Origin of the sequence: Haliscomenobacter sp. (assembly GCF_965225875.1) — a bacterium.
Lineage (GTDB): Bacteria > Bacteroidota > Bacteroidia > Chitinophagales > Saprospiraceae > Haliscomenobacter.
Genome location: NZ_CBDDBS010000002.1, coordinates 47,462 through 71,160, shown reverse-complemented (window position 1 = coordinate 71,160; position 23,699 = coordinate 47,462). Strand labels below are relative to the sequence as shown.

The 23,699-nt window shown below is 48.0% G+C and carries 15 protein-coding genes; 3 read left to right on the top strand and 12 right to left on the bottom strand.

Annotated features, from left to right (window positions below; all coding sequences use genetic code 11):
- Positions 1-3 precede the first annotated feature (3 nt).
- The 12 genes from ACO08K_RS03380 to ACO08K_RS03325 all read right to left on the bottom strand — a co-directional run bounded on the left by ACO08K_RS03380 (position 4) and on the right by ACO08K_RS03325 (position 20,998).
- A complete protein-coding gene (locus ACO08K_RS03380; protein ID WP_421794986.1) occupies positions 4-2,406 on the bottom strand; it encodes an alpha-L-rhamnosidase N-terminal domain-containing protein in 2,403 nt (800 codons plus the stop codon).
- A gap of 101 nt (positions 2,407-2,507) precedes the next feature.
- Entirely contained in the window at positions 2,508-4,100 is a 1,593-nt protein-coding gene (locus ACO08K_RS03375) for a sulfatase (protein WP_421794985.1), read from the bottom strand.
- 168 nt (positions 4,101-4,268) lie between these two features.
- The gene (locus ACO08K_RS03370) at positions 4,269-5,771 is read right to left on the bottom strand and encodes a RagB/SusD family nutrient uptake outer membrane protein (protein WP_421794984.1); all 1,503 of its coding nucleotides are present in this window, start codon (positions 5,769-5,771) and stop codon (positions 4,269-4,271) included.
- A 160-nt stretch (positions 5,772-5,931) separates the two neighbouring features.
- Positions 5,932-9,486 (bottom strand): SusC/RagA family TonB-linked outer membrane protein, encoded by a 3,555-nt coding sequence (locus ACO08K_RS03365; protein ID WP_421794983.1) that lies wholly within the window; start codon positions 9,484-9,486, stop codon positions 5,932-5,934.
- Between the two features lie 138 nt (positions 9,487-9,624).
- On the bottom strand, positions 9,625-10,635 hold the full coding sequence (locus tag ACO08K_RS03360) for a FecR family protein (RefSeq protein ID WP_421794982.1): 1,011 nt from the start codon (positions 10,633-10,635) through the stop codon (positions 9,625-9,627).
- Between the two features lie 7 nt (positions 10,636-10,642).
- Entirely contained in the window at positions 10,643-11,200 is a 558-nt protein-coding gene (locus ACO08K_RS03355; RefSeq protein WP_421794981.1) for a sigma-70 family RNA polymerase sigma factor, read from the bottom strand.
- Between the two features lie 343 nt (positions 11,201-11,543).
- Positions 11,544-12,539 carry a ThuA domain-containing protein gene (locus tag ACO08K_RS03350; protein ID WP_421794980.1) on the bottom strand — a complete coding sequence of 332 codons (996 nt, stop codon included), beginning with the start codon at positions 12,537-12,539 and terminating at the stop codon, positions 11,544-11,546.
- Positions 12,540-12,543: 4 nt separating this feature from the next.
- Entirely contained in the window at positions 12,544-14,616 is a 2,073-nt protein-coding gene (locus ACO08K_RS03345) for an alpha-galactosidase (protein ID WP_421794979.1), read from the bottom strand.
- A 93-nt stretch (positions 14,617-14,709) separates the two neighbouring features.
- Positions 14,710-16,212, bottom strand: a complete 1,503-nt coding sequence (locus tag ACO08K_RS03340; RefSeq protein ID WP_421794978.1) for a glycoside hydrolase family 28 protein — start codon at positions 16,210-16,212, stop codon at positions 14,710-14,712.
- A 280-nt stretch (positions 16,213-16,492) separates the two neighbouring features.
- A complete protein-coding gene (locus ACO08K_RS03335) occupies positions 16,493-17,809 on the bottom strand; it encodes a Gfo/Idh/MocA family protein (protein ID WP_421794977.1) in 1,317 nt (438 codons plus the stop codon).
- 149 nt (positions 17,810-17,958) lie between these two features.
- Positions 17,959-18,795 (bottom strand): phytanoyl-CoA dioxygenase family protein, encoded by an 837-nt coding sequence (locus ACO08K_RS03330; RefSeq protein ID WP_421794976.1) that lies wholly within the window; start codon positions 18,793-18,795, stop codon positions 17,959-17,961.
- 25 nt (positions 18,796-18,820) lie between these two features.
- A complete protein-coding gene (locus ACO08K_RS03325) occupies positions 18,821-20,998 on the bottom strand; it encodes a glycoside hydrolase family 36 protein (RefSeq protein ID WP_421794975.1) in 2,178 nt (725 codons plus the stop codon).
- 283 nt (positions 20,999-21,281) lie between these two features.
- Between ACO08K_RS03325 and ACO08K_RS03320 the strand changes: the two genes are divergently transcribed.
- The 3 genes from ACO08K_RS03320 to ACO08K_RS03310 all read left to right on the top strand — a co-directional run bounded on the left by ACO08K_RS03320 (position 21,282) and on the right by ACO08K_RS03310 (position 23,667).
- On the top strand, positions 21,282-22,322 hold the full coding sequence (locus ACO08K_RS03320) for a sensor histidine kinase (protein WP_421794974.1): 1,041 nt from the start codon (positions 21,282-21,284) through the stop codon (positions 22,320-22,322).
- Positions 22,319-23,035 (top strand): LytR/AlgR family response regulator transcription factor, encoded by a 717-nt coding sequence (locus ACO08K_RS03315; RefSeq protein ID WP_421794973.1) that lies wholly within the window; start codon positions 22,319-22,321, stop codon positions 23,033-23,035. Before ACO08K_RS03320 ends, ACO08K_RS03315 begins: the two co-directional genes overlap by 4 nt.
- Before the next feature lie 113 nt (positions 23,036-23,148).
- On the top strand, positions 23,149-23,667 hold the full coding sequence (locus tag ACO08K_RS03310; RefSeq protein ID WP_421794972.1) for a hypothetical protein: 519 nt from the start codon (positions 23,149-23,151) through the stop codon (positions 23,665-23,667).
- Positions 23,668-23,699: the final 32 nt, after the last annotated feature.

Genomic DNA, 23,699 nt, shown 5'->3' with positions numbered 1-23,699 from the left:
CATTTAATCCAAAATGATTTGTTGCTTACCTGTTTTCAGGGGAATCATTTTTCCCGCCCAAATGAACTGCCCACTGATGCCTGGTGGCAAATCCAGTTCGGCTTCGATTCCGGTTTTGCCCTGGCGCTTGAGCTCAAAACGAATATCACCCAGTAGCGTAGGATAGAGTCCTGAAACTTGCTGGAGCATGCCCAGATTAGGGGCAATTTTTAATTTGGAAAAACCTAGCCCAGTGGGCTCTATTCCTGCAATGGTTTTGTAGTAAAAATATGCGGGGGCTGTACTCCAAGGATGACATTCTGAGCGAGTAGGCTTTTTGCCACTTTCGAAGCGCTCCAAGGCCGTCGTCAGGTTTAAATTGACCAACTCTTTCCAGGGTTCTTGGGCCAATTCGAATAAATCGATGGCCTGCGCTTTGTGAATCGCTTCAAAAAGATAGTAGCGATAATAGTAAGTAGCGGGACTAATGCCCTCCTCCTTGAGGATTTTGCTCAGGATGCTCTGGTGCAAGCTGGCAGGAGCAGCATCGGTCAGCACGGCCATGATGTTGCTGTGCTGGTCATAGAAAGACTTATCGGGACGCTCCGCAAAAATCCCACGTTTGGCATCAAAACATTGCTCGTAAACCTTCTTTTTGATGAAATTGGCTCGAGTCAGGTATTGCGTAGCTTCAGTATTTCGGCCGAAGATTTGAAAGATTTTTGCGGCACTTTGCAAAGCATGGACGTAGTGCAAAGTCACCACGGCTGAGTTTAGCCCTTTATGCCCAGGGCCAAGTCCACCTTGGGGACTTTCTACGTACCAATCTACAAAATAATTCCAGGAAGTAGCACCCGCCAAACCATTAGGCTGAATAAGGGCGTCAAAGCTCGCTAATGTATGTTGGATGCCCGATAAAAATTGCTGGGTATAGGCCTTATCGCCGCTGTATTTTAAATAATCGTACACCATATCGACCCAAATGACCGAGTAAGTTGGGTGTACAAAAGTGGATTTTAGCGGATAACAGCTGGTTAAATTTCCATCGGGAAGGCGTGAATAATGAAACTGTTGAAGGGCATTCCGCGTATGCAAATCATTCCCCGTCATCGATTGCCATACCGGGATGTGTACTTTGGAGTCGCCCAGGTATTGCATGGTTTCGTAGTAGGCATCACTTAGAAAATAATCTTGGGTACAAAGCTGAACGGTGCGCTGACAGAGGTCGAAGATTTTGCCGTGCATGGGGTCGTTCGTACTAAACGCAGCCCTGATCGGGATGGAGCTTCCTGTTTTCAGGTTGTAAAAATCAAGCAACTGCAGGGGCTCCTGCTGGGTGATGACATCAATTTGAATAAATCGGAAAGTACGTAGCCACGTAGGCTGGTAGCGCCGATTGAGGCTGCCATCAGCTACAAGCACATCCTGGTAGCCCACCAGTTTTTTGCCTGCTATGTCGTTGCGGTCCCCTTTACTTTTGTCGGGATTGAACAGGTTTTCAGCATAGCTGATTTTGATGCGGGCATTGCGGCCACCTGAGAATTTTAGCTCAGGATATCCTGTTGTCAAAAAGGTTTGATCAACCAAGAAGGAAACTTTGGTATTGGCGGGAATGAGCAAGGGGGATTTTCCCTGTAAAAATGTGACCGGCACGTCAATGCCTTCACTGCGGGCAACCTTGGTCAAACGTTCCTCGGTTTGGACTTGTTGAGGCACATTGCGCGGCTCCAATACCCAACCAAAGGACCCACCAAAAGCACTGGCGTTTTCTAAAAATATAGACTCCTTCCAGGCCGCATCATTGAAATTCAACTGTTCCCAATCCCAGGGGTAGTCGGCGGCTACCAGGCTATCGGTTGGATTACAAGCATAAAAGCCTCCAATGATGTCGGGATTGGCTACGCGCCAGCGTACGGGTTTTTCATGCACGGCTTTGTTCCAAAAAGTTTTCCAGCTGCCCCCCAGTGTATTGACAATTTGTTCTTTTTCCGAAAATCCATTAATGACCAACCCGGTGTGAACCGATTGCATGCCAAAAAAGCGAAAATACCCCCAGTTGATCACTTCGACGGCCAGCACGTTTTCGCCTGCTTGCAAATAGGGGGCGATGTCGATGGTTTCGTAGCGCCAGTGACGAATGTCGGACAATTGTGGGCCAAACCCTACTTTTTTACCGTTTACATAGAGCTGATAATGGTTGTCGGCAGAAACGCTGATGATGAACTGCTGGGGGCGATCGATCAGGCTAAATTTTTTCCGAAACAGAACCACAGCGTGTTCTCCTCCACTAAGGTCCGGGTGGGTAATCCAGCGGGCTTTCCAGCTGGGATTGGTGTATTTGGCGGAAGGCACATTGAGTTCGGGCGCTTGCGCAAAAGCCAAGTGCACCCCAATGAACAGCCACAGGAAAAGGAGTTTTTTTTGCATGACAAAGGAGTTTTAGTAACGCAGAAACATTCGTCATCCCGAATTTTAGGTGAAAAAAGCAATTAGAATCACGGAGTGATTTAATCTGTTTTGCGTCATGCTTATTTAAAGGTGACGATCTCACTGGCAGTGTATCCAATGCGCATAGCCATTGCCTCGATGGACTTTTGCGGCTTGGGGATAGGTCGGGTATAAACCTCCCAGGTGCTGCTGCCTTTTTCCCGAAAAGCGATGGAAGCGCCCGGGGTTGTACAACTGATGCGCAGTTCATTAACTGTCGCCTGTATTGATGGGGCGGAAGTAAGAGGAGCTTGGTCGCCACCATTCCACATCTGTTTGACCAGTTCTTTTTCGGGAATCCCGCCCAAGTCCTTGGTTTGTAACAACCACTGATCCATCGCCTTGCGCATCTTTTTGAGCACAGTCTGGTACTGGGGTTGCGCAGCGAGGTTATTGAGTTGGAAGGGGTCTTTGCCCCAATCGTACAATTCTTCGGCGGGTTTGTTGGGTTCAAACCACAGCAACTGGGCACCACTCAAGGCACCCGCATCCTTCAGCCGCAACATTTCGGCCATCATGGGTTGTTGAATGCGGAATTCAATGTTCTGATAGCGCGGTCGCTCGGGGTAAAAATTGCGGACGTACTGAAACTGCTTGTTCATCACCGAGCGGCTGCGGTCGTACTCTGAATCCATCCGATCACGGGCAGCGAATACCCACTGGCGCTCTTTTTTAGCAGCGAATGGTCCTACAAAGGCTTGACCATCCATTTGTTTTGGCGTAGGTATACCAGCTAGAGAGAGCACGCTTGGCCCTAGGTCAATGGCACTGATCAGGCGTTGGCTGCGGGTGCCGGCCTGAGACCGATTGGGATAACGGATGACCAAGGGGATGTGTAATCCGCGACGATACACCTCACGTTTGAAAAAAGGCAACCCGTCGCCATGATCCGTCCAAAAGAAGATGATGGTTTTGTCCAAGAGACCGTCTTCTTCCAGTTGTCGCAACACTTCACCAACCTGATCGTCCAGTTCGGAGACATTGCTGTAGTGCCGCGCTACATCCTTGCGCACAATGGTATTGTCGGGATAAAAGGGAGGCAAGAGCACTTTGTTTGGATCAACCCTCAAAGGATTTTTGCTGCGTGCCCATACCTGCGATTCATGGGTGGTGGTAAAATTGATGACTGCAAAAAAAGGTTTGCCTGCTGGCCGATTGCGCCAGGAAGCTGTTTTACTGGATTCATCCCATACAGTGGGAGGCGCAATGAATTGATAATCTGTTTTTTCGTTGTTGCAGGTGTAATACCCCGCAGCACGCAGGTATTCCGGGAAACAGCGGATTTCGGGTGGAGGCACCACATTGTATTCTTTAGGTAATCCGGTTTTTTCAGGAAAAGTATTGTACAAAGTGCGCATGTTGTGTCCGCCCACCCGGGTTTGGTAATTGCCAGTGATGATGGCGCAGCGGCTGGGCGCACAAACGCCAGCGGTGGTGTACACCTGTTCATAAACCACACCCTCCCTGGCCAGGCGATCGATATTGGGCGTTTTGACCGTATTGTCGCCATAGGCAGAGAAATGCGGGCTCAAATCTTCGGCAGAAATCCATAAAATATTGGGACGTTCCTGGGCAAAAATTTGCTGGAAACAGCCCAATAAAATCAAGAGTAAAGTGGTATAGAACTGATGCATGGTAGGATAGGTTTGCAAACAAGATACGGAACCCAATAGAACAGGCAACGAGGAAACCCTTTGCTTTCCCCGCTGCTGTTCGCAATAGTAGTAGGACTAACCTGCTAGTTCAATAATACGGTATGGAGTGATTTAAACTAACCTGCATAGTTATGAGCCCCTAAATCATCAGTAGCCAGGGTTCTGTTTGACATTGGGATTGTTGTCCGTTTCAGACAGTGGAATCGGGAACAACAAATGTTTATTGACATCGAAGGCGAAATTGGCGGGTTGATCGGTGCTGAAATCCCAGTTGGCCAAATTGATTTGTCCCCCTTTGTGCCAGCGGCGCAAATCAAACCAGCGGTGCGATTCTTCCCCGGCCAACTCCAAAAAACGCTCTTTTTGGATGGCTGCGATGGTTTCAGCGGCAGTTAAAGTAGTAGGTAAGTCAGCTGGAACCAAACTCCCCACCTTCGTATTGCGGGCACGGGTGCGGATTTGATTGACCAGACCGATGGCCTCGGTGAGGTTTCCTCCGCTTTGAACAATGGCTTCGGCTTTGAGCAAGAGTACATCGGCCAACCGCAAAATGCGAGGATTATTGGCGGATGCGCCGGGTTGTTGGGTTTTTTGGTCTTTTTGCCAGTATTTCAAGAAGAAGCGATTTGCAGGGTTCAAGGTTGAAGCCAGGCGAGGGTCATCTTTATCAAATGCTGCCACCAGTTTTTGGGTTGCCAAATAACGAGGCGAACCAAACATAAGGGAATTGTTTTCGTAAAAACCCCAGAATCCCGATACCGAGCCAATACCTCCGGGTTCAAAATCGTCGCCAAAAGCCACAAATACGTTGTCATTGTTCGGTGGTTGACTGGCCTGGAATTCAAACAAGGATTCGCTGTTGTTTTCCTTTTTTGCATCAAAATTATCGGCAAAATCGGGCATCAAGCTGCGGTTTTTAATTTGATCAAAAGCTTGAATGGCTGTGGTGTAATCGGCAGCACTTTTGCTGATGGTGGCCCGAAATACCAGGGCTTTGCCCAACATGCCATAGGCTGCGTTTTTGTTTACACGCCCGGCGTTGCGGGCATTGTAGGTTTCTGGCACCAGTTTAGCCGCTTCCGTAAAGTCGCGAATGGCCTGGTTGAGCAATTCGCCTTCGGCTACACCAGGGTTGCTGGTTTGGGCTAAATCCTGGATGCGCTCCACGATCAAGGGTGAAGTGCCTACTGTATTGGCCAGATTGAAGTACATCAAACCACGCAGGAAAAGTGCTTCCCCCTGGTGTTGTTCTTTTAAGCCCGGTGTCGTATAAACCCCATCGGCAACCGTGGCGATTTTTTGCAAAGCCGTATTGGCACGGGCAATCAGGCGATAGCTGGAGGAGTAAAAAGCAGTCCAGCGCCCTTCCGCAGGCTGAATGGTGGCAAAAGTTTCAAAAGGATTGGTTCCTGCAGTAGTGATGTCATCCCCGGGCAAGTGCCTAACGGGGTGTACCCAATTGCCCTGGTTGTAATTGTACAGCTCGGTAAGTTTGGCGTAGACCCCCCGAATTAAACCTTCAAAATCATTTTCAGCTGTAAAAAAGATGTTTTCGGTGGGGTTTCCGGGCGCTACTTCCAGGTTATCTGGATTACAAGCAGACAAAGCCAATGCAAGTGCGAAACTGATGCGTAGGATTTTATTTTTCATGTGTATATTCTTTTGGAAAAAACCATTAATTAACGCAGAAAAATTAACTTCCCGATTTGGGTTTTGAATAGGAAGTTGAACGGTTCATTTCAAGTGAGCTTCCTATTCAAAAGCCTCAAAAAAAATCGGGAAGTAATTTTTTGCGTCATACTAGATCGGTTTAAAATGCAAAGTTCAAGCCCAAAATCCAGGCACGGGCAGGGGGGATACTGTCTACCTCTGGATCCAGCCCGGAATAATTGGTGAACGTGAACACGTTATTTCCAGTTAGGTAAATGCGACAACTCGATACCAACTTACGCTTGCTCAACAGCGAACTGGGCAGCGTATAGCCAATCTGCAGGTTGCGCAAACGCAAAAAGTCGGCATTTTCAATCCAGCGATCCGAGAAACGTGTATTGCTGGCAGGGTCACCAATAACTGCCCGAGGCAAGGTTGTTGAAGGTGTAGTAGGTGTCCAACGCCCACTAACGGAGGTCCAGGAGTTGATGTTTTCGCTGTTCATACTCTCACCCGCACGGCGCTCGTCGTTGACCCGCTGCACATCGCCAATTCCCTGAAAAAACAAAGAGAGGTCAATGCCTTTAAACGCCAAACCAACATTGAAGCCATAATAAAAGCCGGGGATGGTTTTGCCCAAAAAAGTCCGGTCGCCAGCAGCATTGATGACTCCATCGCCATTGAGGTCTTGAAAGTAAAGATCGCCAGGCACTACTTTGTCTCCATTGATGCCATCCTTGGCCACCCGTGCATCTATTTCGGCCTGATTTTGGTACACGCCCGCCACTTTGTATCCAAAGAAATAGCCGATGGGTTGTCCTATTTCGGTACGGCTATCGCTGCCAAAGGGTAGATCGCGGTAAAGCTCGCGCACTTCATTGCGAACGGTGGTAAAATTGCCGGATACGGTGTAACTCAGGTCCGCACCCAGATTTCCGTTCAAACCCAATTGCACTTCTACACCGCTGTTGCGCACCGAGGCAATGTTGTTAACGGGTGAAAACCCAGCATCCAAACCCACACTGGGAGGGAGGGTCACTGCCTGCAAAATCCCGGAAGTCAGTTTGTCGTAATACTCTACAGTAGCCGTCAGTTTGTTGTCAAAAAATGCAGCATCAAAGCCGATGTTCCTGGTCAAAACCCGTTCCCAGGACAGATTTTCTACCGGAAAATCGGGCAAACGAATACCATTGGCCAATGCGCCAAAAGCATCACCATTGACGCCAGAACCATAGGCGTAGTCGGGGTTGAAATTCACTTGAGAAAGGTAGGCAAAGAGGCGGGTCTCCTGGTTGCCTAGTTCACCAATCCCGGCGCGGATTTTAAGGTCCGACAGCCAGTCCTGGCCCTTGAGAAAAGGTTCGGCACTGATGCGCCAGGCCAACGCCAAAGAGGGGAACATCCCCCAACGATAATCTTCCGCAAAACGGGAAGTACCATCGCGGCGTAGAGTGGCATCCAGGTAGTATTTGCTTTTGTAGTTGTAACTCACTCGTGCCATGTAGCCCTGGAGGGCATTGTTTTCCTTGATGACCAAAGCGGTAGAAAAGGGTGGTGTATTGAGCAAGGTACGTGCGTCAGGGTTGTCGGAATTGATTTGGGTATTGTTGGCTTGGGTAAAGGAATTGCCATATACCTGATCCATGGCATTGAGCAAGAGGTCGATGCGGTGCCCGGCAAAATCGCGGGCATAATTGATCGAAAATTCCTTAACCAGGTTGTAATTGCGTGAAATACGTTGGTTGTAGGAGCCTTTGGAGGTGCCATTGGTACCTGCATAAGTGTTGGAAAAGGGAGAAATATAACGGTACGCTTCAATGGCCTGCCAAACATTGCGGGTATTGGTATACAAGTCTGTACTCAATGTACCTTTTAGTTTTAGGCCCTTCAATATTTCCAATTGGGCATAGGCGGAACCCAAAACGCGCAGCAGGTTGTAATCGGTTTGTCGCACGTCATGCAAGCCAAATACATTGGAGCGGGTTCCTGTGCCGTAAAGCAAGGCATTGTTGCTGACGTTGAAAGGTGAACCGGGGCTGACCAGGGTCGGATTAAAATTGGGATTGGGAGTGAAAGTGGGGTTGACCACATTGGCCAAACCTCCTTGTTGATCCTTAATGGGTTGCCAGGGTACGTATCGCCAGGCAGAGGACAGGTCGGTTTGTGAATTGTCCAGGGCTTCTACAAAGCTGGTGCGGTTGGTCAGGCCTATTTCCAGTCGCTTGCCGATGCGGCTGCTGATGTTGGTGGCCAAGGAGTAACGTTTGAGGTTGTTCTCGATGATGGGACTTTCGGTATTGGCAAAGCCCGCAGAGAAATAGTAGTTCGTCCCTTCACTGCCACCCGATACCTTGGCGCTGTAATCTTCGGTTACTGCGTCTTGGTTGATGATGGCCTTTTGCCAATCGGTAGTGGTTTGATTACCGAGGTAAGCGGCATTGCCCTCTTTGTAAAAATTGGGGAGGTTATTGGCCTGAGCCGGGTTGTTGGCATAAGCTTCGCGGACCAGGTTTACATATTCGCTGACGCTGAGTACTTCAAAAACTTTGGGCAAATTTTGAATGCCTCGTGAAGCGGAGATTTCAACTTTAGGTTTGCCCAGTTTGCCTTTTTTGGTAGTGATGATCACTACACCATTGGCCGCACGAACGCCATAAATGGCTGCGGCAGAGGCATCTTTGAGCACCGAAATAGACTCAATGTCATCGGGGTTGATCAAACTGAGCACGTTGATCGTACCCCGAATATCGCCAGCTTGAGCCGAATTGGCCTGCGTGGCACCGTTGGCAAATTCCGTAACGGGCACGCCGTCGATAACGTAGAGAGGTTCGTTGTTACCCAGTGTATTGACGCCACGGATACGCACCGTTGGGCGGGCATTGGGTGCGCCACCTGCTGAACCTACAAACACTCCCGCCAAACGCCCTTGCATGGAAAGCTCAGGATTGATGGCCTTGGCTTTGGTGATGTCTTCCGAATTGACTACGGATACTGCTCCGGTCAAATCGCGGCGTTGGCGCTCGCCGTAACCAATGACCACTACTTCTTTGAGGCTTTTGCTGTCTTCTTTTAGCTGAATGGATAAATTGCTGCGCGGGCCAACCACCTCTTCCAGTGATATAAATCCAACATAGGTAAAGACCAATACAACATTGTCTTGATCGGGGATAGAGAGTTGAAAATTACCAGACTCATCGGTAGCGGTGCCCGTTGAACTTCCCTTGATCAAAATACTTACCCCGATGAGAGGCTCCCCTTTTTCGTCCCGGACCGTACCAGTGACGAGGCGTTCGGGGCCAAGGTAGCTGCTTTTTTGGCGCTGCCCAATTTTGGGGCTGCTCCCGATGCTGTGCTTGGTTTTTTTCAGCACAATAAAATTATCCACTACTGAAAAATGGATGCCACTGTTGATAAAGAGTTCTTTGAGAATGGATTCTAACTTTTTATTGTTGGCTTGGATACTGGTTTTATAAGCGGCATCGATGGCATTGGAACTGTAGACAAAACGTACATCTGCCTTTTTTTCCAAAAGGTGGAGTATTTTTTTGATTCCCAAATCTTTGGCTACGATAGATACCGAGCGATCCAATACATCCTGCCCCAAGGACTTGTGCCCGTAGAGGATACCTGAAAACAGGATGCAAAGCAGCAGTTGATGGACTGAAAATTGCATAAGCTTCCAAAGGATTTTTGGAATGGGTAAATTTTTCTTCATAAATTGGACTGTTTTAAGTTTGGAAAAGACTTGAAAACGGGTGTACTACCACGTTGTGACGAACGCGGCCAAAGTGTTTATTTTGGCCAGTAGTACACGGCAAGCCGATAATGCGCCAACATTATCGGCTCTTTCTTTTTATTCACAATGGTCGCCGAGGATGAATACCGAAGTTCCCCGGATTTCGTAGGCAATGTTGAAGGAGCCACAGAGCAGATCCAATTGTTTTTGCAAGCTTAAACCATTCAAATTGCCTGTAAACTTACAGGAGCGAATGTGCTCATTGGTCAGCACCAATTCAATGCCATATACCTTTTGCATGATGCGGGCAATTTGCTCCAGAGATGTATCCTCAAATTGGAAATCAGCATGGGCCAAATCCGGGATCAAAACCTGAGGCGCATCCACAATGGCTTGCTGGATGATTTTGGATTCCTGGTGAAAAATTCCTTTTTGGTTGGGGGTCAAGATCAGGCCATTGCGCTTTTTGTTGGGTAAAGTTTCAGTGGTGTAAACCGAAACCCGCCCACTGTGCACCGATACTTCGATGGTTTTTTGCAGGACCTGGGGCTTGATGCGAAAACTGGTGCCAAGCACCTCTGTAACCAAACTTTCGGTAAATACCAGAAAAGGTTTTTGGGGATTGGGTTTTACTTCAAAATAGGCTTCACCTTGCAAATACACCTTGCGGGTGCGTCGCCCGTAGTGTTCATCTACCACAATGCTGGCATTCTTTTCCAAAATGATGCTACTCCCATCTGCTAAAACCAGTTTTTGGCGGTGTTGGGAGGTATTGATGCTTTCGATGCCCTGTTGTTGGGCAAGTTCGCTGTAGTTTTTTTGTGCGGTAGCCTGATTTTGCCAATAGAAATAACCCAAAAGCAACAACAAGGTAGCAGCAAGTCCCGCCACAATGCGTAAGCTGAACAAAAGGTGCCTACGGCCTCTATCCATTTGAGTGCTGTTTTGGATGCGTTGCCATAGGCGTTTTTCGGTAGTTGTTAAGGCTTGAGTATCCGCAAAGAGCTCGGTTTGCTGGCTCGACTCGTATTGGGCCTGGTACCAAGTCTCCAATAAGCGTATTTCTTCAGGGCTGCAAGCGCCGCGCAAGTATTTTTCCGACAATTGATCGAATTCTCGTTGGGTCATGGAATACTTAGTTGTTGGATGAAAAATCTTGCAGGTGTTGACGTAGGATTTTGAGCGATTTGGTGATGTGGTACTCTACCGCTTTTTCGCTCAAGGACAGTTGTTCAGCAATGATTTTGTTCGGCAACTCTTCGATTTTGCTCATTCTAAAAACATGGGCAGTTTTTTCGGGCATTCTTTTCATCACTTCTTCAATGGCACGAACCAAATCATTGTGCCGGATGAGGTTTTCGGTATCGTAACTTTCCATCACTTCGTGTAAAATCTGGTATTCTCTGAACTTGCGGAGGTTGATCTGGGATTTGATCAATTTGTTGCATTGATTGCGGGCAGCGATAAACAGGTAAAGCCCCAGGTTTTGGATATTGGATTGCTGTCGATTTTGCCAGAGCCGCGTCATGATCTCATGCACAATCTCTTCCGCGTCTTCGCGATTGCCCAACTGCAAATAAACAAAGCCATACAGGTGCTGCCAATGCCGATGGTAGATGGCCTGGAAAGCACGCGCATCGTCCTTTTTTAATAAGTCAGTTAAGGCATCATCGGGCAGTTGGCCATATTGCATGAGTCGATGTAGGTTTGATGGGCTAAGGCACGATGAAAAAATAAATTTACATTTTGCCTGGACACTTTTTTGATTTTGCATCGTTACCCTTCAGTTGCGTAGGCTCGCTATGCGCCTTCCTCATGCCTTGCCAAATCAAAAAATAGCCGAGTCAATTCTGTAAATTTATTTTTTCATCGTGCCTAAGGTTCTCTAATTGACAAATTTCCCTAAAGCGGATGGCCTTTTTTTTACATTTTTTTTCTGTGGAAAGGATTTTTAAGAAATAAGCAATTGAAAAACAGGATGCTCAAAAAGATAGGTTTAAAAATGACGCAGATTTAAATCGTCTTGGAAGTGAGATTTATGGTTCTACCCGAGCACCCAAGATGCTCAGCGGGGCCAAACGATCCATAGGTTGACGAGTAGCCCACATCATGCCCCTGAAGATGAGAATCCGATACAGGGGATCATCAAAAGTCCAGGTATGGTGGCCAGGCACGCTCACAAAGACCCGCCCTGCGCAGTGCTCCAGCGTCCACATTTGGGGTCGCAAATTCTCCTCTTGCAGGTTATTGGCCAAAACCTTCGCCCGTGAATCAAGATTCCCCGCAAAGTCCCAGTAACATTCATCTGGAATCTGCAAGTTGCTAAAGCCTTTAGCCAAGGGGTGGCTGGGATCAATTAGCCATTCTTTGGTCAGTTTATAACGGGTATGCCCCCGATGTAAGGCCAGACCCGTATAGTTGGCCAAAGCTTTGGCATTGGGTCCATTGGGCCCAGCATTTAAGGCAAAATGAATAAAGACGAGGCCGCCGCCGCGAGCCAGGAATTGTTCCAGTTCCTGACTCCGGTCTTTGAGCTTCAGCGAATCTTTTTCCAAACTCCAAGTTGGGTTATAGGAGTTGAATACGATGAGGTCGGCATTTTGCCATTGTTCGGGGCTGGGCCAATGGATAGCGGGTTCTGCTTCAACGTGCTGGGCCATATTCAACAATCTGGTCCAGCGGGACTGCCACAGCGGATAATCGTGCAAGCCTACTTTTGTATGGCTCGGATCTTTCTCTGCGGCACAAAGTACGATACGAAGCTCTGCCAGTTTTTTGTTGTTTTTATTTTTTAAGGCTGTGCCCAGAATTTGCTCCACCTCGCGCAGCTTGCGGGGCGGGGGAGCGCCTTCCAGCGTCAGTGGCGCGGGCAAGAAGGGTGATTTCCCGGTATCAATCTGAGTGGAGGGTGCTACTTTTGGTTGAGAAACCCCTAAGCCTGGATTAATCTGGTTGAACTTGCCTGGTTGAATTGGAAACTCTGGCCAGACCAAGTTCAATAAATTGATGAAAACAAACCACAAACACAGCATGGCTTTACTTTTCGGTGATTGAATATTGGTACAAAGCAAAACTGTTTTTACTGGACAATTCAAAGGTGACACTACCTTCGGCTTGAACCAGGGCTTCAAAAGATTTCCCGGCACCAGCGATCAGCGTACATTTTACTTTTTTGCCCGTAGGCAACCAAGTTTTTACGGCCTTTCTGGCTTCCGTGGTCGCCTCACGAAACACCAGGAGGTACCCAGATTGGGCATTGCCGATCGATTGGAAGCCCGTCCATTGCAGGCCATCCGGTTCGTTGCCGATCGGGAAAATTTGGCCAGCGTGAATTTTGGTATTGTGCTGGAGGTAGGTCTTTATCAGCTTAGAAGTCGAAGACGCCTCTGGTGGCAGCCCTGTAGCCTCAAACCAGGCCAGGGGCTGGGCAAACATCGCAATGGCAAAAAGATAATCAAAAGAGTAGTTGTTGGGGGCAAAAGGGTCATTGGCCGGGTATTTATCCAGGTTGCGCCATTTGTTCAAAAACTCAATCTGAAAGTTTTGTGCCGGGACGTATTTCGACAACATCCACAAGTTGCGCAGGGTAGTGTAGGGGTAATAATTGGTCCAATCCGTATAGCGGTTTTCCAAAAAAATATTGCCATACTCATTGAGGTAGTGGTAGCCTCCCCGGCGGTTGGCGGTTACATCCAGGTTGAACACCACCTGATGATCTGTAGCCTGGCTGACTTTGTCCAGAAACTTCCGAAAATTCACCTCTGCCAGTTTATCCGGCAATGCCACCCCATCAATTTTGAACGTACGGATGCCATATTTCTGGTAGATTCCGATCAAGACATCAGCGTCTTTTTCCCAATATTCATTGCTGTTGTCTCTACTGGGATTGAACCACAGGCAAACCTCAATGCCCAGTTCTTTGCCTTTTTTTACTACGGGAGCGAGCCCATTGGGGAATTTTTCAGGATGTGGTTCCCAGTATTTAGGATTGTCCCAGATTTTTTCCAAAGATCCCCCTTTGAACGCAGAATTAGAAGAACGCCCCAATTGCCAGCCATCGTCCAGTTGAAAATGGGTAATGCCCAGTTTAGCACCCGCTTCCAATTCCAGCAAGGCAAACTTTTCGCTGACCCGGGTATCCTGACCGCGATCACCCCAGGTGTTCATGAGTACCATTTCGTCGCGTCCAGGCACATGGATGCGCAGTTTGCGTTGGTAGGTACGCAGGGCTTTGTACCGATTGTTGGGATCACCTGCATACACGCCGGTTACAAATCCATAGCCGCGTCGCCACTCCAAAGGGTGTAAATCAGCCGGATTCAAGCCCGCACCAATGACCCGCAGGGTACCGAACTCGGTGAGGAAGTCGCCGCCAGGGTAGGCCAACTGTACATTGGAAGTAGGAGCTTCTTTGAGCAAAAATACCCCGTAGTTGCTGGTATTGTCATGGGCAAAAAGCAGGTTGCCACGGTACAGATTAGGTCGGTATGAGATGGCTCGAACGGTGTTCACCAGGTTGTTGAAGCGGTCGGTAATGTCATAAAACTCCACGGCATCCAGACGCCAATGCCGACCGGGTAGCTCTACTTTTTCAATCACCGGGGTATTGCTCCCGGCGGTGCTGGCGCTCAATTTTTCGAGGTTGACCATGTCGGCCAGGTTGGTGCCCGGCTGTAGCCAAACTGCATTTGAGCTGCCCCGAAAATAGAGATCGCAGGCAATAGCCGGGCAATCGGGATAAATACGAAACACCCGTTTGACTTCCAGTTTATCCAAAAAATAAGTGACTTCGGCGCTCAGGTACTCGGGCGTAACCGAGGTTTTGGGAACAAGTTTTGCCTCAAAGCGGGCATTTTCCACCTTTTCGCCTTGCCCCGGGAAGATCAAGTCTGGTTTATTGCTGCTCATTAGCCAGGTTTTTCGGTTGGCTTTGTCACTTAATGCACGTGAAATGAGGTTGCCTTGATTCCAGAGGTAGGTTCTGGAAATCAGATTGTTGGATATGTATAACGTGTCGTTTTTTAAGGTGGCTGTACAAGATTTGATGTCCTGGGCTTGTATAAATGGAAGCCAAGCAAGTAGACAGAAAAAACAAATGAGGTATTTCATGATGGTCTGATGTTAATCGATTGCTTTTGGTTATTCAAAAGTGATGCAGCTCATCGTTTTCCTTTTTGGGAAACGAGATTGTACAAAACAGGTTCAGTGTATGACCTCAATAGCTTCGCTGTCTTTTTGCACCAACAGAGCAGGCTTAGTCTCCAGGTAATGGCCATTGAGCAGCACGTTTTTTAGTTTTATTGCTTTGGTGTCGTCAAAATAAAAGGTAGGTCTGGCCTCAGTGTCGGGATAATGCACCGTGATATTTCGCATGCTTAGCCCTTTGACATGGCGGACATAAAAGGCGTTGGAAGGCAGTTTCATGCCAAAGGTTTGGCGGTTTTCAGGATAGCCCTTGAGATTTTCCGGGATGATGGACGGAATGGTCTTCAAAGAATCGGCACCCACTGCAATCACGATGCTGATTTGCAAGTCGGAGAGTTCCAGTTGTTCAATCGGGCTTTCCTCCAGGCCAGCGATGATGCTGGGGATAATGCTGCGACATTCCGCCCTAATGTTATGGATGCTGATGTTCCGCATGACGGAGGGTTGCTGATCGGGGTTCAAAAAACGTTTGCCGACCCGCACAAAAATTGGGCTGAGGACATCGGTCATGACAATATTGGAAAAGTGGATGTTTTCGACCAAACCACCATCCACACCTAGAACGACAATGCCACAATTCACACTTTGGGTGTCGGGCAGGTGTACAATATTGGGGGTCATTTTCCAGCGCTGAAACTTGAAGGAGGGCTTTTTGACCACACAATTGTTGACCGTGATGTTGCGAAAGCCAGCTCTTGATCCGGTGCCCAACTTGATGGCGTTGCAAAGCGAGGAAATGACACAATTGCTGACGCTGATGTTTTCACAGAACTTGTCCAGGTATTCACTTTTGAAACACAGGGCATCGTCTTCAGAGTCGATGATGCAATTGGAGATGGTCACATCCTGGGCGTCGACGTCAATGCCATCACAATTGTAATTGAACTTGCTTTGCACAAAAATCCCATCGAGGTTGACTTTTTTGCAGCCGGAGACAGAAATGGTGATCTGGGCTGCATTTAAAATATGGACATCGCGCAATAAGACATCTGTGCAGCGCAAGAAAAACAGGTTTTTGGGGCGGCCATCGGTATTGACCCCCAACTTAAAAACAGCAGCATCTCCCGAGCCTTGAACTGTACCTTTACCAATGATCCCCACCTGTTCGGCCTGATCGGCAATGATGAGTGCCTTCATGGTTTCCACAAATAAACCATTGTGGATAATGGTGCTAAATTTTTTGGCAGCCAGAATATTGTATTCGGGATAATCCAGTGGATTGCTGCTGCCCTGAATCACGGCACCGGGCATGAGATGGAGGTAAACTCTGGATTTTAAAAACAGGGTTCCGGTATAATATTTTCCAGCGGGCACAATCACCTCACCACCACCCTGGCTAAAACAGCGGTCAATGGCGGTTTGAATCGCCCGGGTATTCAGGGTTTTGCCATCCCCTTTGGCACCAAATGTGGTGACGTTGTAGGTTTGGGCAAAACCGACCTGAAGGGTCAGTACAAAAAACAAGGTGTAGATTGACTGCATTGCTTTTAAGTGTTCCATGTCCTCTTTTTAAAGTTTTCTGATTTTGATGTTCCGAAACCATTAAGACCCCATTTTGAATCAGCCAGCCTTTTTCAGGAAAGGGGCTGCCATTGGCTTTCATCCAGCCATTGCTCGATTTTCCATCAAACAACAAAGTCCAGCCTTGTTTCTTTTCCTTGTTGGACAATTGATTGGGCGTTGCTTGCTGCGTATAACCTGCCAGGATGAGTAAGGCTGCACAGAGGCTCAAACCCGGTTTTTTGAAAAAATCCATACGTTTATCCTTTCAGTGGTGGTTTTAAACCGTCATTTCCCAGCCTTTTTCGTAAGTCCGCCCCCACAATTTTGTGGCAGCTTTGTTGTTAAGGATGCGTCCATTTTGTGGGTCGCATTGCAGGGTTGTTCCTGTGCGTTGGGCGATGTTGGCCAGGTGGCAAAGCAGTACACTGCGATGGCCTTCTGCAACTGAGGCAGTAACCGTTGCATTTCCACGTACACTTTCGATAAAGTTGCTCAGGTGGTACATGTCGGCATTGCCGCTGGCGCTCACCGTATTGTTTGGATCAGCCTTGACGTTTGATTTGATTTCTTTGACTAGCTTGTCGGCCGTATCGAATACTTTGTAATCCCCACCACCATAGTTGACGAGTGTACCTTTGTCTCCGTAGATGATGAAACCACGGCCACTGCCTTCGATGGGGTAGGAGTTGCAACTGCGGCCTTCCCAAGTGATTGTTTTATTGTTCCCAAATTCAAAGGAAGCAATTTGCGTATCGGGGGTTTCCCAATCGTCTTTAAAGGCGTAGCGCCCACCTGCCGAGGTTACCTTGGTCGGGAAGTCGACTCCCAAAAACCAGCGACAACAATCGATCTCATGATTCCCATTGTTGCAGGCTTCACCCGTACCCCAGTGCCAAAACCAGTGCCAGTTGTAGTGCACCAGATTGTCCTGGTAGGCCTTACGGGGTGCAGGGCCTTGCCATAGGTCAAAATCCAGGGTAGTTGGCACCGGGATAGATTTTCCTATTCCAATCGATTTGCGCGAATTGGTGTACCAGGCTTTGGCCATGTAGGGGTTACCAATCAAGCCACCGCGTACTTCTTTTACGGCTTCGATCAGGGTAGGGAAGGAGCGACGCTGGCTGCCTACCTGGACAGTTTTGCCATATTTTTTTTGCGCTGCGATCAGCATTTCACCTTCCTGAGGATTGTGGCTGCAAGGCTTTTCAACGTAAACGTGTTTGCCGTTGGCCAGGCCAAGGAGGGTCGCCGGAGCGTGCCAGTGGTCGGGCGCAGCGATGACAAGGGCATCGAAGTCATTTTTGCTGACCAACTTGCGGATGTCTTTTTCTACCGTGGGCTTCCGAGCGGCATTTTTGACCGCGTTTAACCCTCTTTTGATTGCACCATCTTCCACGTCGCAGAGGTAAGCTACCTCTACGCCGGGGATTTCAGCAAATTTTTCGGCGTGGTAAGCCCCACGGCTGTTGACTCCCATTACGGCGACCAAGACTTTGTTGCTGGGTGCATTTTTGCCAAATACCGGAAAGTTAAGGATGGTTAACCCTCCTGCACTGGCAATTGAAGCCTTTTTAATGAATGTTCTGCGCTGCATGCAATTTATTTTTGATTGACCAATTGGATAACTTTTTCTTATTAAAGATTTTTTAGATTTTTTTCAACGGGGGTAAGACTGCCAAATACAATTATCAAATTACCAGTTTTGGCTACGCATTTGGCGGTTTTTGAACTAGGATACGAAGTTTACTTCAGCGCGACGTCGGCTTCTTTTTGTAAAAAATCGGCGTCCGCTTCATGCAGACCAGTGAGCTGCTCTTGCAAGAGGGCATCGTCGGGCACAATATCGATTGGGGTAATGCTGGAAGAAGCGGAAGAAGATTCATTGTAGCCAATATTCGAGGCCCGATTGTAGCAGGAAATCATGGACCAGCGCGGGCGGTCCGAGAGATTGGCATCGGAGCGGTGCAACAAATTGCTGTGGAAGAGGAGGACATCACCCGGCTCCAATTCAACGTACACCAATTCCATGGTTTTGAGCGCCAATTCAACGTAGCGAGCGGCTGCGCCAACTTGTTCGCCGGAAAATCCATGTTCTACCCGCCCCATTTTATGGGAGCCACGGATGACTTGCAAACAACCATTAGCCCGATTGGCTTCGGTAATGGCCACCATGACTGACATCATTTGATCGGGCAATAAAAATTCATTTTTGTACCAATAGCCGTAGTCCTGATGCCATTCCCAAGCACCACCAACCTGCGGTTCCTTTTGCATCAATTTGGAGTGAAAATGGCATACTGCGGCCTCACCTGCCAATACTTTATCTACGGCATCTACCAAACTTTTGCCCCGGGTCAGCAAGCCATAGGCGTCATTGCCTGGCTTGTACCACAAGGCCAATTTGCTGCGTTTGCCCGTACTATCGTTGACGTTGATGGCATGTTTGCTGATGGCATTATCTTCAATGGCAATGTGGTACAATTTGGAAATTTCAGCTGCGCTGAAAAATCCGTGCAGGGTTAAATAACCATCCTGATGGTATTGCTCGATTTGAGCCGAAGTTAAGGTTTGGCGTTGCATGTTTACGGTATTGATAGATTTTCAATTATTGAGCACTGATGCCAAAAAGTTGGCCGCCATAAGTTGCTTTGATTTTCACTCCAAATCCCAATTCAGCCAGCTGTTTGCCCGTGGCCCGCAGGATAGTTTGGCCCGTGATGGCTTCCTGAACCAGGTAAGTTTTGTTGGGATCCAGGTAATTGAGGTACACCTGCTGGCTATCATTTCGGGCACCGTGCCTAAACACACCGATGATTCCTCCAGAGCGGGTTTCGGTATTGATGCGTTGAAATCCATCCCAGCCGCCTTCTTTGGGCTCAGCAAAGCCGGGCAAGTCCTGGCGGTAGCTCATGATGTCGTGCCGTAGGGCCATAGCTTGCAGCCAGTCGGCATAAGCACGGTATTTTTTTAAATCCGTTGGTGATAACTTTCTAGGGTCGCCCAACATGATCGGTAACGCTCCTGCCAGGGATTGGATATGGGTTTCCCAACCTGTGTCTTGCATCGCCAGGTTGCCGATCACCAAAGCGGTAGCGGCCATTGCGGGGGAGCGCCACCAGGCCATGTTGCGTACGCGCAGGTCACCGTCCTGGTTCAACTCGTAAAAATTGGACAACCAATTGCCCTCCGCGTGTTTCAGCATGGCATAGTCGATCAATTGCAGGCCACCCATGGTTTCAAAAGTACAGTCGATGAACAACTTGGGATTCAACGCGTGCAGTTCATCAAAAAGCTGCCACATGAATTCGTAATTTGTGTAGAGTGATTCATGGTGGTCCTGGTGTCCAGGGTGTCCCGTAGCGTAACAGCCCGATCCAGCCGAATCAAAACGATAAGGACTGGTCACGATGGCAAAGTCCAGTTTGAGGTACTCCAAACCATATTCGCTAACCAAGCGACTAAGGATGGTTTTGATGTGTTGATACCAGGCGGTGCCAAAACAGGCAGTATACTTATCGGTATCACCATATAAAAGAAGGGAGGTAGGTTTGCCCTGTTGATCCTGAACAAACCATTGGGGATGCTCTTGGTACACTTTACTTTTCGGGCTAGCGCTGCCTACGCTGACCCATAATCCGGGTTTCATGCCCAGGGACTTGATGTAATCAAAAACCGGTTTGAGTCCATTGGGGAATTTTTGCTTATCGATGCCCCAATCCCCCCAATTGTCCTGCCAACCATCGTCGATCACAAATTCCTTCATACCCGCGGCAGCGGCCGCTGCCGCGAGTTCTTTGATCAAAGCCTCGTTGATGTTGCTTTTGAAGGGCCGCCAGGTATTGTAAACAAAGGTGGGTTTTTCGGTCAATTCTGACAATCGGATGCCCATGTGTTTGCGTATGAAATCCGGCACGGCGGTATTCAACACCTCATCGGGGTCTTTCTGGTTGTTGTACACGATGGTAAAAACGGGCGGCGTTTCAAAAGACTCGCCGGGCTTTAACCATTTGCGAAAAGGGAATGCGGCGTTTTTGTGGCTGAGTCCGGCGCACAGTTCGGGTTTTTCCCAAAACACCGAGGTTCGTTTCAACACACCAGGGGCTTCATTGCCAATGACGATGCCCTGTTTCCATTCAGGATTGTACACCATAACCAGCGCGTCCTGTTTGTTGCCTTCGTAAGGACCAAGGGAACGTCGGCGTCCATAATCGCTGAACACCCAGCTATAAGTATTGGGGGCGTATGTGCCAAGCTTCAATTTTTCAACGTCTACCGATTCTAAGGCAGCGGTACTGGAAGACAGATTTTTGATGCTTAATTTTTTGCGCAGCGCCGGGGATTGAGGATAAAGCAGGTAATGCAGGGTCAGTTCCAACTGTTTGTCCTGACTCAAAAGGGTAACTGAGGCCCCTTGGCCAGCCTTGGTATCGGTGATTTTCTGGATGTTTTGCAAGGTCCATTCTCCCAGGCCCGAGTATACTTTTTCGTTGTATTCAAATTGAAATTCAGGACTATTTTGCTCAAAATAGTTGAACTCGCCCTGGGTGGGTTTGTACACTTTGGTGCTGATGCTACCAGTAGGGGCAGGGAGTTTGATGCTCCGCTGAACCAAGGAATTCTTGAGCGTTAGTTCGTTGTTGTTCCAGCTTACAAAAGACTCCTGGGCGGTACTTAGCTGCCAGATAAGGGCATATAAACCTAGGAAAATCCATCGCTTTTTACTTTTCAGCAAGTGGATAAGCTGCTTAGGATTATTCCGAGTTAAAATCAATCCAATCGTCATTTTTACCAAATTTTCAATTATCATCAAAGATTTTGATGACACAAAATTCGATTATCCGCGCTACCTATTGCTTGACGATCTTATTAAAAACATGGATTATTTTGACTTTTTACAACAACAATATTCTGTTGAAATGTTAAATGGTTACACCTGGGTGATTTCTTGATATTTATTAAATGTAGATTCTTGATAATTTTGCAACTTCTTACGGTATTTTTTTTGACGTTTGGTATGAAGAAGTAAGTGTCTTTCACAATCCGTGGCATTACCATATTCATTTTTTATGACCAAAACCAAAATCTATTGGCTGTGCCAAATCACCGGATGGCTGGGTATGGTGGCCATCGAAGTCATCAACTTCACCTTTTTTATCGTTGGGAAATTCAGCCTTGAGTACTTGTTGTTTTTTCTGACTTTGGCCTTAGTGGGAGTTGTGCTTACACATGCCCTAAAGTTGCTGTTGGCTAGACTGCATTTTTTTCAAAACAATTCCACTTTCAGAATCTGGCTAGGGGCGCTATTGTACTCCCTGACGCTGTCCCTGCTACTAACTTGCGCCAATATTGGCATCAACCTTGCACTGGGAGTCTCCCTGAGTGAACAACTGACTCCAATCAGCCTGTTGGGTCTGACCCTCAACTGGATGCGTTACGTTGGCGTATGGGTGATCATTTATTTTTTGTACAAAATCATGGACATCAATGCGGCGCTCAAACAGGAGAAATTAAGCGTAGAAACCTTGGCCAAAAGCGCCGAATTGGAGCTGTTGCGCTCCCAATTGAATCCACATTTTTTGTTCAATGCGCTCAATAGCATCAAAGCCCTGATTAGCATTGATCCCGAAAAAAGCCGGGAAGCCATTGTGCTCCTAGGGGAAATTTTACGGTTCACCCTCAATTATGGCCAGGAAAGGGAAATTGCCTTACAAGCCGAAATCGAAGAGGTCCAAAAATACCTGCAACTGGAGCAAATCCGCTTTGGCGCTGGTTTGTCAGTAGATTGGCAGATTGATGATCAGGTCCGTCATCAGGTCATCCCACCGGGCATCTTGCTTACTTTGGTCGAAAATGCCATCAAACATGGTCAAGTCAATGCTCAGGGGCTTATTGAGCTGCGCATCGGACTCAAACTCATCAACGATACCATCCAGCTGGAAGTAGCCAACTCTGGAACCTGGCAGCCCGATGCCACTCATCGGGGCGTTGGATTGCGGCTGGTTCAGCGGCGCTTGGAAGCCATTTATGGAACTGCTGCTCAATTTACGCAACACAATGAGCCCAATGCTGTTCTCATCCAAATCACTTTGCCCAAACAATTGCCATGAGCTACCGCGCCTTAATCGTTGAGGATGAATACCTGGCTGCCGAAGAACTCCGCAAAATGCTGGCTGCCCACCCCGAGGTAGAGGTCTTGGGCACTGCCGATACATTGCCTGCCGCCATCGAGCAGATTCAAGCCCTCAAGCCCCAGTTGTTGTTCCTGGACATCAACTTGCGTGGTGCCTCCGGTTTTGATTTGCTCGAACAACTGGATGAGGTTCCATTGGTCATTTTTATCACCGCGTATGATCAGTATGCCATCAAGGCTTTTGAGGTGAGCGCACTGGACTATTTGCTCAAACCGATTAACCCGCAGCGTTTGGCCGAAGCGATCGAAAAACTCAAAAAACAACTCTTGCCAGAAGAGACCAACCCAAGCAGGTTAAGTATAGATAAACGCATTTTTATCAAAGACGGTGAGCAATGTTTTTTTGTTCCCCTTGCGGAAGTATTCCTCATCGAAAGTGTGGGCAATTATGCGCGGATGTATTACGGTAACAACAAGCCACTATTGCACAAGTCGCTCAACTACCTGGAAGAAAAACTCCCGGCCAGCCACTTCTTTCGTGCCAATCGTCAGCATATCCTCAACGTGGAATACATTCAAAACATCCAGGCTTATTTTAACAATACGCTTCTGGTCGATCTGCCAGCTGGGCATCGGGTTGAAATCAGTCAGCGCCAATCGGTCAAGTTTAAGGAGTGGATGGGGATTTAAAAGTTTACTCTTTATCCTTCCACGCGCTCATCACTACATTTCTGCATTCGTGTAAATTGAATGTCCTTCCTGCTGCAAATGCCACATTTTTGGATCATCAAAACGATACCAAAATGTTTGCATTCACCAGTGATACTCTGGTTTGGAAAGGCCAAACCAATCATTTTCAACTCTACAGTGGTGCGGAATTGCTCCTGGACTTGCGTTATTTGTCATCCGGCGAGCAGGAATGCCGCATCAACGGGCACAGCTTCTTTTTTGAACGCAGTGGTTTTTGGAATCCTGTTTATCAGGTGACAGAAGATGGCAACCAACTGATGCGCATGCAACATCAATTCTGGGGCAGTAAAGCCTTCATTTCCTTCGCAGCGCTGGATGGCCCACTGGAAATGCGCTACACCAACGATCCTCAACTCAGCCTAATCATCAGCAAAGGTTCTGAACAAGTCATCCGCTACTCCTTGCAGCTAGGCTTGTCAAAGCCCCCCTTTCGCATCGAACTGGGCAACTTTATGCTGGAAGTAGAGCATTTGTTGCTGCTTCTGGCCCTTTGCTTTATCCTCACCAAAGCCATCGTCAGAGAATACCATGGGTCTCAAGATGAGTTGCTCCTGCTGTTGGGCGCGGCTTGATTATTGTTTGATTATTCATTTCAAATCTCCCG

Coding starts and splice junctions, on each gene's coding strand:
- ACO08K_RS03310 (WP_421794972.1), top strand. CDS start 23,149: ATGTTTGCATTCACCAGTGATACTCTGGTTTGGAAAGGCCAAACCAAT.
- ACO08K_RS03365 (WP_421794983.1), bottom strand. CDS start 9,486: ATGAAGAAAAATTTACCCATTCCAAAAATCCTTTGGAAGCTTATGCAA.
- ACO08K_RS03370 (WP_421794984.1), bottom strand. CDS start 5,771: ATGAAAAATAAAATCCTACGCATCAGTTTCGCACTTGCATTGGCTTTG.
- ACO08K_RS03330 (WP_421794976.1), bottom strand. CDS start 18,795: ATGCAACGCCAAACCTTAACTTCGGCTCAAATCGAGCAATACCATCAG.
- ACO08K_RS03380 (WP_421794986.1), bottom strand. CDS start 2,406: ATGCAAAAAAAACTCCTTTTCCTGTGGCTGTTCATTGGGGTGCACTTG.
- ACO08K_RS03360 (WP_421794982.1), bottom strand. CDS start 10,635: ATGACCCAACGAGAATTCGATCAATTGTCGGAAAAATACTTGCGCGGC.
- ACO08K_RS03315 (WP_421794973.1), top strand. CDS start 22,319: ATGAGCTACCGCGCCTTAATCGTTGAGGATGAATACCTGGCTGCCGAA.
- ACO08K_RS03325 (WP_421794975.1), bottom strand. CDS start 20,998: ATGACGATTGGATTGATTTTAACTCGGAATAATCCTAAGCAGCTTATC.
- ACO08K_RS03320 (WP_421794974.1), top strand. CDS start 21,282: ATGACCAAAACCAAAATCTATTGGCTGTGCCAAATCACCGGATGGCTG.
- ACO08K_RS03350 (WP_421794980.1), bottom strand. CDS start 12,539: ATGCTGTGTTTGTGGTTTGTTTTCATCAATTTATTGAACTTGGTCTGG.
- ACO08K_RS03340 (WP_421794978.1), bottom strand. CDS start 16,212: ATGGAACACTTAAAAGCAATGCAGTCAATCTACACCTTGTTTTTTGTA.
- ACO08K_RS03345 (WP_421794979.1), bottom strand. CDS start 14,616: ATGAAATACCTCATTTGTTTTTTCTGTCTACTTGCTTGGCTTCCATTT.
- ACO08K_RS03375 (WP_421794985.1), bottom strand. CDS start 4,100: ATGCATCAGTTCTATACCACTTTACTCTTGATTTTATTGGGCTGTTTC.
- ACO08K_RS03335 (WP_421794977.1), bottom strand. CDS start 17,809: ATGCAGCGCAGAACATTCATTAAAAAGGCTTCAATTGCCAGTGCAGGA.
- ACO08K_RS03355 (WP_421794981.1), bottom strand. CDS start 11,200: ATGCAATATGGCCAACTGCCCGATGATGCCTTAACTGACTTATTAAAA.